The sequence below is a fragment of the Mesonia maritima genome (genome assembly GCF_042433895.1).
Taxonomy (GTDB): domain Bacteria; phylum Bacteroidota; class Bacteroidia; order Flavobacteriales; family Flavobacteriaceae; genus Mesonia; species Mesonia maritima.
On record NZ_JBHLUA010000015.1, the window covers coordinates 27,995 to 41,342 of the forward strand.

The 13,348-nt window shown below is 34.0% G+C and carries 5 protein-coding genes; 1 reads left to right on the forward strand and 4 read right to left on the reverse strand.

The genetic code is table 11. The features are described from left to right. Nucleotides 1–19 precede the first annotated feature (19 nt). Complete coding sequence (locus tag ACFFGL_RS12220) at nucleotides 20–574, reverse strand: hypothetical protein (RefSeq protein WP_309727540.1); 555 nt, start codon at nucleotides 572–574, stop codon at nucleotides 20–22. A gap of 57 nt (nucleotides 575–631) precedes the next feature. Between ACFFGL_RS12220 and ACFFGL_RS12225 the strand changes: the two genes are divergently transcribed. Continuing rightward, nucleotides 632–865, forward strand: a complete 234-nt coding sequence (locus ACFFGL_RS12225) for a helix-turn-helix domain-containing protein (protein ID WP_309727541.1) — start codon at nucleotides 632–634, stop codon at nucleotides 863–865. 94 nt (nucleotides 866–959) lie between these two features. Here ACFFGL_RS12225 and ACFFGL_RS12230 read toward each other — a convergent pair whose 3' ends face one another. From ACFFGL_RS12230 to ACFFGL_RS12240, 3 genes are all read right to left on the reverse strand, one after another. Further along, nucleotides 960–1,100 (reverse strand): hypothetical protein, encoded by a 141-nt coding sequence (locus ACFFGL_RS12230; protein ID WP_309727542.1) that lies wholly within the window; start codon nucleotides 1,098–1,100, stop codon nucleotides 960–962. Nucleotides 1,101–1,555: 455 nt separating this feature from the next. Continuing rightward, nucleotides 1,556–6,847: a hypothetical protein gene (locus tag ACFFGL_RS12235; protein WP_309727543.1), complete on the reverse strand. Its 5,292-nt coding sequence runs from the start codon at nucleotides 6,845–6,847 to the stop codon at nucleotides 1,556–1,558. 6 nt (nucleotides 6,848–6,853) lie between these two features. After that, nucleotides 6,854–13,342, reverse strand: coding sequence for a hypothetical protein (locus ACFFGL_RS12240; RefSeq protein WP_309727544.1), 6,489 nt, complete (start codon nucleotides 13,340–13,342; stop codon nucleotides 6,854–6,856). Nucleotides 13,343–13,348 lie beyond the last annotated feature (6 nt).

A 13,348-nucleotide genomic window follows, 5' to 3' on the forward strand; every position in this document is an offset into this window, starting at 1 on the left:
TGCTATGTTATTTTAATTATTAATTCCAATCCACAGATATGTTTCTAATTTCAATTTCATATGTCTCTCGATCTCTATTTCCTCTTAAATTCAGTAAATAATAATTCAATCCTATATAGGATAATTGAGTGGTACCGGGGAGAACATTTTGAAATTCAATTTGGCCTTGAACTGGCACGCTAGTTGGTACTTTTACGCCCATTACTCCCCTATGAATCTGACTCGGAGAATTAGGGAAATCGGCCGATTTAAATTCTAGAGCTTCCCCTACCACATTATATGCTAAGGGTTTTCCAGAGCCGACGTGGAGATCAAACTCTTTATTAACAAGTTCATGTTTTATTAAAAACTTGAGCGTGATCATCTGTGCATCTGTAGATCCCGCTACAGAAATAATTTTAAAATCTAAATCATCATTGCTGTTGACTACCTCTACATTTCCATTGGTATTTAAGAGATTACAAGTGGAATTAATCTCCTGCAAATACTCAATTTCGTTTTGTAGTTCTTCAGTGTTTTGAGCGTTTAGTAAAAACGAAGCGCACAACAAGACGGGTATAAAAATTCTCTTCATATAAATGACGTTTTTGTCATTACAAATATTAATAAAAATTTCCATTTTCCCAAATCCATGGGAGAACAGATTAGAAATATTGAGTTACTGGAAAAAATTGCTTTAAAGATTAAAGCATTACGAAATGAAAAAGGGCTTACTCAAGAAGAAGTCTATAATGATCTCGGAATCCATATTGCAAGAATTGAAGCTAACAGATCCAATATCACGGTTAGTACGCTTGCAGAAATCTGTAAGTATTTTTCTATTTCTTTGAAGGATCTTTTCGGGGAAATTGAAAATATGAAATAATGATTTAAGTGGTTATTTTAGATTAAAGAACACCTATTTATTTGATAAAATCATCTTAATAAGGATTTAACCTTTGCCAATATTTGTTCTTTACTTAAATTAGTAAAACCACTCCTTTCTCTAATTCAGCAGTTATCTTTTGAATAAATAATTGTTTCTCTTTAGCCTTTCCTATTAACTCATTGGTAAGTTCACTTTTATCATCATTTCCATCGTTTTTAATTCGATTTTTCATACATTTTTTATTTGGCTCTGTGAGTTTTTTTAAAAAAATTTCAAACCTTTTAATTATTAACTTTTTAAGTTAACAAAACTTGAGCAATGAGTTATTAAAAGTAATTCATTTTTGAAAAATTCTATTTCACACAGGATTTAATATAATATTACATATTGAACTAGAAAATTCAAAAGTCCATATACTAAATCCTGAACCAGATAAGGGAACAAACAAAAACTTAGATGGCAAATTATAATAACGTTCAGCTCATAATACCAAAATTTTGCCCGTAGCATATGCCAAACTTCATAGTTCTTGCGTTACCACAAGAACTATGAAAAACAATAATTTCAGACAATCAAACAGTTCTAATTATGAGAAATTCACAAATTATTTGCTATTCATGAGGCTGACATACCTCATTTATTGTTTCTCATGACCAATATTCAAGCCATACATTTATTTAAAATTTGTTATTCGTTGTAATCAGCAATATCTGTCCAGTTTTCTATCTGATGTACAGTAAGAATATTTTCTTCTCTACTTAACATTCCGGTATTGTTTTCTACAATTACCTTAAAATGATGATAGATACTCTCTCCATCAGCATTTTCAATTAATAAACTATCTGTAGCTAAGTCTGTATCAATTAAATTAAGGAATATAGTCTCACTATTAGACTGTAAGTGATGTATTTTAACCCAATTTCCTTGATTATTCATTTTGTATAAATGATAAATGCCATTATAACAAGTTTTATCCCAGTATAACACTATATCTTGAATCTCTTGAGCAATTGGAGTTGTAGAGTAGTATTTTAATTGCGGAGCAGAAGGCAACGAATTTTCTACCACCAAGCTAGCCACTAGTTTAGACGGCTTTGATGGTGCAAATGCAGTAATAATATTATTAGTTGAATCTGCATATTCAACTTCTCTTTCTACCGTTATTCGGTAATAAAGAGCAGTTGAATAAGGAACCTCATCAAGATCATCAAAATTATCCTTAATTTGCCAAGAACTTTCACTACCTTCTTCAAGTTCTACTGTATTTACCAAATTCATACTTCGTATAGATTGTGATTGACTTCTATCTGTACCCCTATATAAATTTATTTTTTTAATTTTTTCTACTTTTGGATAACTATTTATTTTTATTTCAATAGCTGAACTCACTCCTGTAATTTCATTTTCTAAAATTGGCTTTACACTTTTTATTTCAGGAGAATTAGGAGCTTTCGAATTTACAAGTTTAATAGGACCTAAAAAAGTACTGAATGGTCCTAGTTTCATTTGAGACCCCATTTCTCTAGCTCCATAGAAATATATATTATTAGAGGTTCCATCTAATTTAAAATCTGTAAATTGTGTTTCATGAGGATTTGTTCCTATAACTTTCATCATTGGAGCCATTTCAAAATCCGGGTTTGTTGGAGATATAGCGTTCCCATTCCTATCTTTAATTACTTGTTTTTTATCAATAGGTTGATATGAACTATTTGGAATATATTGATATAATATAGGTACTTCAGTTAAAGGTACAAATGCGTTAAAGATAGCTCCTTTTACAAATTCTATTAATACCGGGTCTCCCACGGTAAGAGTTCCCGGGTTAGCGGAGATCAAAGGTTGTCCTAACTCACTTAATACATGATTAGCCCAATCAAAGAGAGCTGCTTTATCAGGGTTAGGAAACTTATACCCGTCATCTGAAACACCTGCAGGTGGATATACACTATAATCCCCATCAGTAATCAAAGTATTAAAATCAAAAAAATTCTGCCACCTATTTGTTAAATAATCTTCATCATTACCTCCTAAATTTTCTAAAGCAGTTCTTATTTCAGCTATAGTTTCTCGACTATATAAGGCGTGGAGTAATGATTCTTCACTAGTACGGTAAAATAATACCCCATGGGGTTGATGGTTGTATTTCGTTGTAAAAGTATAGGTAGCTCTACCAAAATAATCAGGTCGAGTAGCATATAAAGATCCTTCAGGCGGTTCCGGTTGTTGAGGTAAAACAATTTTTTGAGCGAGCATTAAGCCTGGTGCACCTATATTTGACTCATAATTATAATTGCTTTCAGTCACCCGAAGTCCAAAAATGGTGTATTTAGAATCTTCTTCATCAGGTAGTGTGTTCGTTTCATTTAAACTTACTGCTTGGTCTGAATAAAGATGAGCTTTGTATCCCGGGTAAAAATTAGCAGTGAGATTATTTCCAGTAGCTACCTCATCATAATCGGAATCATCATTAAAAGTTGTATCCTGAGCATATACAACTAGGTCATTAGTAGTACCAATATTTTCTATTGTAATTACGTCAAGTACTTTTCTTTTCAGAGTAGGTGTGCTCCCCTGCAGAGCTTCTTCAGTAAATAGACGAACAATACCTTTATACCAATCTACCTTAGGTTGATTTACATTAGTATTAAACTGAGGATGATGAGCTAAGTTGACCCCATGGAAGGTTATTTTATATAGGCCTTTATGGACAGTTTGAGTAACTAAATTATTATTGGTATCATATTGAGGTTCTCCATTACTGTCTAAGATTGCCTCCTCTTCAAAAAACTTTTCAACTAGACTATGTCCTTGATTTTCTTCAGACCAAATCCCACGACTCTTTTCTAAAATCCTCCGGGTGTCACCCGCTTCGTTAGTTAATTCTAAAATTTCTCGATGTACATTCCAATTATTGCCAATTTGTATTTCAAAATTCATCGGGTTTGCACTTGCCCAATTCATTTCATCTTGCATGTTTTCAGTAGCCATAAACAAGCCATCAGAAGACAATACAGGCATTTCTAAATTTGCCGGATCAATATCATCTGAAGGTACAATAGCTGTCAACTGATCTCCGATCAATTTCTTGTATACAGAAAACTGTGGCCAGTTACCAGAATTATTGACTTGTTGAATAATATAATTTTGATTACCAATGTTTATTACCCCCCCAACAAAACGTGTTTCATCACCATTATCAAGACTCGGAACAATCTGCTCTAAAGGTCCACCAGAACTTCCTATATCATAAGGCCCTGTATTAATTAATGCTAAAAAAGGATCAGAAGGATGATTTTGTACGCCTGTAGCTTTACCTGATATTTTTAGTGGTAAGTTCTCCCTAAAGAAGACTTGTACTTTATCAGCAAAAACCTCATCGCTATCAGAGAAAACCAATTCAGGATCTTGCTCATAATCAGCATTGGTAATCGAATCATCATCAACTGTATAAGATATTAAATCTTGCTTTGTATTAAAATTAAAACTAAGTCTTACAAGAGTTTTATCAGATAAAGTTATAGTATTTAATAACTCTTGATCTTCAGCAGAAGTAAATAGTAATGGTTCTTCAGGCTGAACTAAAACGGGTTTTAAATTACTAGGAGGAAGTAAATTATTTTTGGGTTGTATATTTGTTGTTATGGAGACAACTCGCTCACTGGGTTTGGCCCGGGAAAACCAATTTATCCCATAAGGATTATAATGATAAACACCACTTTCTGTTTGATTATGAACATACAATGGTTTTCCATTTTCAGGAGGTAAGAGAGGTATAGTTTCATTTTCACCTATACTGCCATTAGATTTTAAATATTGATATTCTTCATCATTAGATAATTCCGGTTTTCTCCATTGACTTTCACTATTTAAACGATGTCTTAAACCTGTATAAACAGGATAAGTAAATGAATGAGCAAAGAACTCATTATAACTAATATAAAAAGGTGGGTTATATAATGTATTGGTCTCTTCCTCAGAAAAAATACTTATGTAACGTGTTTTTCCATCATAACTATAACCATCATCATCAGTAAGACTAAATGTTTCCCCATCATAACCATAATATACCCCAGGCTTTATTTCCTTTATATCAAGAGGTATAGGTAATCGTTGATCTTCTAAAGAAGTGGGTAAGCTCATAAATAAATGGTGAGCTTCCCTTTCTCCTTGTCCGTCTTGTAAATCTCCTTCAGTGTAATACTCTGCTATGTAAACGTAACTATCCGAAAAAACAGTTTGTTCAATATCCAATTTTCCCAATCCCAACATTCGAGCTATGTGAAAATCATGACTAGCCAATACAAGTAAGTTTAATAGAGATATATCAAGCGATTCTGTAGCATCTATAGCCACATTTTCACTCCCTGTCGGATTAGAAGAATTATTACTCAAATAAATGAATTTTTCTACTAACTGCTGAATATTTCTATCTTCACTCGTTACCGGACCATCCCATTTATTTTTATAATTATTAATGTTAACCGTGGCTGCTTCATCATATTGATGCCATGAGCCATTTACAGATCCACTTGTTGGTTCTAATCGCTCTATTACTTCTGGAGTATCTAAACTTAAAGAAAAATCACCTAATAATCTCCAACCATCATTAGAGTTATTATTCGTCCTCTGTAGAAAATCATGATAAAATTCAAATTCTATAAAATCAATATCACAATCAAAACATTTAAAACGAATACTCTTGCCATTTTCACATACAGGAGAAATATTATTAATTTCAGAACTTTGGTATGTCTTGCGCCAAGAAAGAATCTTATTAGAATTTAAATTATTTTCAGGAACAGACAAGGTCTCTAACTGTATGGTACTATTTGAAGTTTGAGAAGATTCAGAGCTACCTAAACTAGCTTTAAAAAATAAATCATCCTTACACTCAAATTCCAATAATTCTGGATGGTAGAGAGCTATAAAATTCGAATGATTAATATCAGCACTCATATTACTTATTAAGCTATCATACTTAGCAGCATTTCTAAAATAGAGATAGATCTCTCTAGTTTCTTCTTTTCTGTATATCCAGAGACGGTTGGCATGATCAATTACTGCGGGGCGTTCTCTATTTAAATTTAAAGTAAAGGAAACCTTCGAATATTTCGCCCGATATATCTTTACATAATCTTCAGACCGATTAAAAGTCTGGTTAGGTTCTGCTAGATTCCCTTTAGGCAAATGCAATTCTCCTAGTGCTCCTCTTAACATCCAGCGTAAATGAATACCCTTGGTGCTATCTATCCCTGGTGATCCCGCTGCTTGCAGATATAAACTAGAAGATTGTAACATCGTATGACTCTCATATGGTATTATAGAAAACTCTTCTTCGGGTGGTTCAGGATCTACGACTCTTACCTCACCTATAGTAACAGGGTAACGCACATTTCTAACACTTACATAAACACCCACTTCCCCTACTCTTCTACTGCGAAAAAATGCTGTAAATAATCGTTGCTCAGCATCAAAAACCGTTGAACTTAATATACCACTATTAGCCATAAGACTTACAGGAGTCTTATCATCTAATAATCTTCCCTCGCGGTCATATAATTGTAATAATAAAGTACTATAATCTTTTCCATCATTTAAAATTTCTGGGGGTTCAGCTATAAGTTGTGTTCTTTCAAAATCAATGAAGGGTTCCGGACATCTTTCCTGAACACGAATAGTAATCAATTTAGTGCTAGGCTTTCCATCTAAACGAAATCCAACTCGTGCTTCGTTTATTTCACGAGCTCCTGAAATAAAAGCTCTATAGCTTCCATCTTTATTATCCTCTGTTTCTGATATCTCAATACCTTCAGCATATATTAAAACATCAGCACCTCCTTCTTCTATTATTTCGCCTTCTTCACTTTTTAAATTTACCAAAATAGTAGCTACCTCTTCACTTCCTAATTGTATACAGTCTCTATCTGTGGTGATAAGGCTCTGTTCTAAACTTGGTATAATTTCTGAACTATTCATAATATATTAATTTTCAGGATTGATGCTTATATTTTTGATATATACGGTATTTAATTTTTCGTCATTCGGTACCCCCGGTTCTTCTTCTACAATGTATTCGGAGCCATCCCAAATTTTGTAAATAAACTTAAGATTTATAAATTCATCTGACAGATGTTTAGAAGTATTCATTATTAATGCTTGTGAATAGTCATTGGAAAAGAGTACAGAATAGCCTACAGCATCCATAGTTTCAGAGGCCATAACCTTTATTGTATTTTCTATTTCTGCAATAGGAATTTTCGGATTATTAAAAGGTTCAGGGTTTCGTACCAGTAAAGCAACTACATCTCCTGTATTACTATCTATAATTTTATTGAATTCAGTAGTTACAGCTACAGGTAAAGGCTCAAATCCAAATACTCCTTCCATTATTCTATCAAATTTATGATAAAATTGTCTTTCTAAACTACTACTACCTGTATAAGTAGGATCAGAAATAAGTTGGTATGCGATATCTATATCATTGCTATTTAAAGCTATTGGCAAATCAAATATTGCAGGAGTGGGAGTGGAGTTTTCTTCACCTTCTAATAAATAGCTTTCTATTTGTTTTCTAAAATTTTCGTAACGGGAAGTCTTAAATACATATTCGTGAATTTGCTTACTTTCACTATCTTCCAAACTCCCATTTCCATTACTATCAAATGCATTGTAAATAATAACCGTATATAGTTTCTCTGGTTTCAAGTTGGTTAAAATTAATGAGAATGTGGGGCTCCTTGGTACTATAGGCCTCCCTAGTACAGGAGTACATTCCATATCTGCATAATTTTCGTTAGCATATTCTATCAAATTATTCATTGTCTCCAATTGAATAGGACTTAGTGGTCTTAAATCTTGATTCCAAGATAAGGATTGCGGTATAGGTACACTATCTTGTTCGTAACTAGAAGGTAAAGGATAAGGAATGATTTCTTCCGTTACCGGATCTTTTATTGCCACGTGCATATCTCCATTTAACAACGGAAGGCCTTGATAAGATGGCCAGCTTGTTAACATATGATAAACCATCGGTTTTAAAAAAAAGAGATTTATTTTACATTGTGCAAATCCATAAAACAGCGGTTTTGCTTTTAATAAATTCCCTTTAGCATCAGGATATGATCTTCTAAAATCTATATAATCAGAAAGTGTATTTAAAGGGAAATTATCAGTATTAGCTCCCACAGGTAAATCATTTACATTGGGATCTAAATGATAGTGGCCAATAGGGCCTACCGTCTTAAATCCATAATAGTAATCATAAATCCCTTCATTTTCTCCTCCATCCACTTCATCCTTAAGACGAAAACGTAAATAGTATTTTGAATTTGGGCGCCATATAGGCTGAGCAGTATTTTCAATAGCTTCTACCATTGCTTCATAATCCTCCTCAATAGCTTCCTGTCCCGGTATAGTTTCGTTGTATTCAAAATTTTCAACGGTCATCCAACAAAATTCTTGTAAAGAAGTATAACAATTGTAATTGCCTTCTAGCCCGGGTACATCTGATCCTGTTTCACAATCACAATAACCTTCTCGCCTTAAAATAGCTACAATAGATGCTAAGGTCGTTTTCAATTCATCTAACATCTCCAAAGTTTGTTCTCCTTCTTGCAAAGCTTCGTTTATTTGTCGGTATAAATCAAATAGCGGAGATATTTCTTCAACCATTTCAGGTTGATTAAGAAGAGTTGAGTTGATCAATCCATTACGAATTATTTCATAAACCACATTGTAATAAGATAAATTGTCACCTATTTCTTCTTCCTGGTTCACTGTAAAATATTGGGCTAGTAATGCATTTAAGGTGTTGTAATAATGACAAATTAAAGGATCAAAACTATAACCAGTACCACAGTGGCAATTTCCTGCTCTACGGATTCGCTCTAAGAGTATAAAAGCAGTATCTCTAAAATTTACATAACTTCGGATGTTTATTTCTCCTCCTTCTTCCCACCATCCAGAAATCTCTCTCCTTAATTCAAAATATAAACTATATTCAGGTTCTAATACTTCCTCTAGTCTATACTCTGGGTTTTTATTTATAAAAGATTGTAATTCTTGGTAAAAAGTATCAAAACAAGATTGATCAACTTGTGAGGTAGAACTAATAGGAAATAAAAAACATGTATTAAATATGTTGAGCAAATCTTCATAAAGACCGCATAGAGCCTCGTCTTTTTCGCAATCTTCGTCTTCTCCATTCCCTGGACCCCCATCATTGTCGCCTCCTCGATCTATAGAACAGCCTGCTCCACGCAAACTATCCAATTGATCCTTAAGCTCTTGATATAATTCAGGGTTTGCTGGTATCCCTCCAGTTATAATGCCATTACTGTTTCGATAATCTTGCTGAAACATGGCAGCAATTTCTTGCTCTAGCTGAGCTATTTCTTCCTGATTGGCTTCCACCGGTCTTATAATAACTTTAGAAATATGCTCATTTTCATTTATATAAATCACTTCATTTTGTAACTCCGCTGCAGTTTTCTGTTCTTCGTGAATGAGTTCATAAACTGGAATTATACCAGCGCTAATAACAGATTTATAATAACTTATGGTAACTGAACTCGCATCAGAATTCAATTTCAATCGAACCTCAATAGACGGTTCTTCTAACAATAATACCAGATGTTTATGATTTTCAAATTGTAACGACTTATTGAATCCATGAGTGTTGGAACGGTTTGTAATCAAAAACTTATCTTGATTATCCTCTAGATCATCATAAACATAATAAGTGCCTTCTAATGTAAAATACGCTCCATTAATATAATGTCCGTAGTACTGCGCAGGTGGAAAATATTCTTTCCCCACTTCTTTATTTAGAAAATTGCCACAATGTATTGATCTTTCTTCATCCTTACAAAATAGTTGAGAAGCAGTAATCCCATGTTCTTCAGGCACATACCACCCAGGTTCTCCGGCTTCAGTATAAGTCATAGGTGTGGTAGCCATCAACCTTATAGTATTGTATTGCTTATCAGATTTTTGCCAATATCCTATTAAAGATGGTAATTGATCACGTTCTTCTTCCTCTACTACCGCCTTAAAAGGTTCATAATCTTCCCAACTGTTGCCACTCCATATTTTTAATTCTATTTCTTCTATAGAATATTTATGCTTTACTTGTCGTAGTTCATTTCCTCCACGCACAACTTTTTGTGGAGGAATTAAATCTGTATAGTTATGAGCTCCACTTACATTCCCTCCTATCTTCTGAGAATTAATATTAGGAATCAACCCTTTCACAGATTTTAAATCTATATAAGTATCCAAGGGAATAATCGTATCAATATTTGCTGCATTTGGTATATATGCTACTCCCGAATTTCTAACTTCTAATTTTTGAATAGGATAAGTTTTATTGGTAAGCATATGGACTCCTTTAACAAGTTCTTCTGTACGATCAGTTTCCCGAGAAGAGTTTGTATAAGGTAACGGAGGTACGGGGGTACGGTCTACAGTAGAGTCGTATTCCCATTTAAGTTTTACGGTAAAACTTTTGCAAACTTTGGCAAATAATACCTTAATACATCCTCTCACATCTAATTTAGCATAGATCAAAAAGGGTTTAGCTGCCTCAACAGCCAATAAAGCATCAAGACCTATATCCAACTTCAAAACCCAAATATCTACCAATATTTGTCCACCAGCCCCTATGAAGCCTCCTATTTGGGGCCGTTCAAAACTTATCTGACCTCCTACCTCGACATATGCACTAATTTTAACCTTTGCAGGGCCAAATCTCTTTTCTAAAAGAAATGAAGCTTTTGCTCCTGCCCGAATTCCTTGAGATGATAACATTAAATAAGACTGCGTGGTAAATAATGTGAGAAACTCAGCACTTACACGATTTTGTTCCGTACCAAAGTTTACATACCATCCCGATGGATTATTAAAAGGGAAATAAGCCTCTACATCTGCTTGTATATCAAGTAGCCACCCTCTATTGTTTCCTGTATCCGGTATTGAATAGTCTGCACCTATTCCAAACTCAAGAGAATTCGGTCCCCAAGCAGCAAATGCATAAAAAGGAGGCTCGGTAGGGCTGTCTAATCCTATTCGTTTGGCAAGGATAGATGCACTTCCATCAATTACCACTGCTGTAGGTAAAGATAGTACAAGCATAGCTCTTACCGAAAGTAAAGACCCTCCATCAAAACTAGTCCCAAAAATGGCTCCTGCACCTAATGCAATAGGGTTCTGATAATTTTCTGTATCTTCAGGTTGACTAAATTTTGAAATATGAATACCACGCGGTGGGGCTTTATAATATTCCTGCCATTTGGCATCGGAAGCTAAGCCTACAGCTTCTTTTTCTACAAGATATCGATAACCTAATAATCCTCTAAATCCATAAATACCCACAGGACCAATAGGAATAGGTTTCGGCAAATCTACATTTGCATCTACCACAAAAGCAGGATATTTGGGGTGTAAACGCATAGCAGCATAGGCGGCTATTTTTGCCTTTGGAAGCTTTAAAGAGATTTCACCCTGATACTCTCCGGATTCTCCAGGGTCTGGTATGGATAGTGCGCCATTAATTATAGCCATGGCAGCCTCAGGACTAGCTGTACCGGGTATGATTAAATCTATAGCGATAGTTTTAATATGTATAAAAGAATCGCCCACCCCATTGTAATCATCATTATCAACGGTATAATAATATTTTATGCCTTCCCCACGGGCATCAATACCTAACGGATCTATACTTATAGCCCCATCGAAACCCCAATAATTGTAGTTACGACCGTCTTGTTGGTGAGAGCCAAAGTGCACATTTGTAACGGCTACTTCTACAGGACCTAAATTTAAACTAATATTGGTAGGTATGCTTGTGTTACCTCCTTCTATCTCCATCCTTCCGTTTTCATATATTCTCAATTTCGGAATAATGATTTTTTGATCGCCAATTAGTTTATTCATTACATCATCCTGAAACCAAATCTCACAAGAAACCCCCAAGAAAAAATTATCGTTTACTTCTCCTAAGTGAGCAGAAAGAATATTAAATGTCACAAAATCGAAAAGGGTAAAAGGTACTCCTTGAGGATCACTGAACGTCAATTCAAAATTGCCGTTACTTTCTATGTCTCCTACTATCATTAATTTTGCATCAGCATTACCTTCTTTTAAACCTGGAATAGTTAGCAAGCCTTCTATACGAACATCTTCTATGATATTTTGCTTTAAGCGTACATCAAAATAATTGAACCCTATAAACCAATTACCAATTTGTGTACCTAAGTATGCATTCCCATTATTAGAATCTCCTGATAAGGTCTCTAGGGAAATAGTACCCGAGACTCCTCCTGTTCCAATTAAAAGATTACGCCCTGCCAACTGCAAGGTTGAATAGTCTGCATTAGAAAACCATTTTTTGGGGAGTGTGATAGAAACTAAATCCGCATAAACCCCTTGAAACTCATTGGGTCTTCTGTCCGCATCGGCTTCAGGGATATTCCTATCTGTTCTAAAATCAAATTTTAGATTATTAATATTTATCAAAAGTCCTGTATCCCCTATTTGGGAGGGCGTTAAATCAAAATTATCGGGGTTGATAAATTCAAAACCTTTTTCTGAATGATAGGATACACCTCCAACATTATAAGTAAGTAAAGATTTCGCGCTATCATCTTCTATAACTTCTCCTTGACCATCTACCGGTTTTAACCAAGATCTAGGAAACTCAAGGGCTAAAAATAGGTTGTTCAGAGAAGCTAAAAAGTTTGGTGTCAGAAATTTTTGAAAGTTATCTACTGTGAAACTGCCAAATACATCATAAAATAAGCGTTCTAGTTTTTTTTGAACAGAACCAAAATCATCATCGCTTGATAAGTAATCATTTAGTACAAAATCAAAGACAGAATATTCATTACCATTAGAAGACAATTGTGTAATTAAATCTTCTATGATTTCTATTTCATTCCCCCCTACATTAAGCGTTAGTGGAGTTGCAGGATTATTATTGGTATTAAAATCATCTATAAATATCTGAAATGGTTCTTCACTATCACTTTGATCAATTCCATAGTCTGGATAAAAGACATTCATAAACATACTGAAAAGTTGAACCTCATCAATCCTTCCTAACTCTAACAATAAAGAATAAATTGCTTCAATTGAAAAACTAAACGATTCTAAATCAAAGCTTTTTGTATACTTTAACAATGGCCAATTATAGAGTATTGACATAGGAAATTCTGAAGTATCTCCCTCTACAAAGCCAGGATTAAGTACTAAAGAAAAACCTTCTTCACCACCAAGATTAAGTCCTAATCTTTCAAAACTAACGATTGTGATATTATAATTAACTTCATGAGTATGAATGCTCCCCTCAGTATAGAAGGCTTTAAAGTATAATTTGGAAAAAATCGAATTTAAACTATTTTCCACAAAGCCCAAGCTAGAGGGTAAATCATTTACTGAAATAAGTAATGATAATGGTGGTATATATCTGGCCATAATATA

Bases quoted from the DNA above. Each gene is read 5' to 3' on its own strand.
- ACFFGL_RS12235 (WP_309727543.1), bottom strand. From the start codon at position 6,847: ATGAATAGTTCAGAAATTATACCAAGTTTAGAACAGAGCCTTATCACC.
- ACFFGL_RS12240 (WP_309727544.1), bottom strand. From the start codon at position 13,342: ATGGCCAGATATATACCACCATTATCATTACTTATTTCAGTAAATGAT.
- ACFFGL_RS12230 (WP_309727542.1), bottom strand. From the start codon at position 1,100: ATGAAAAATCGAATTAAAAACGATGGAAATGATGATAAAAGTGAACTT.
- ACFFGL_RS12220 (WP_309727540.1), bottom strand. From the start codon at position 574: ATGAAGAGAATTTTTATACCCGTCTTGTTGTGCGCTTCGTTTTTACTA.
- ACFFGL_RS12225 (WP_309727541.1), top strand. From the start codon at position 632: ATGGGAGAACAGATTAGAAATATTGAGTTACTGGAAAAAATTGCTTTA.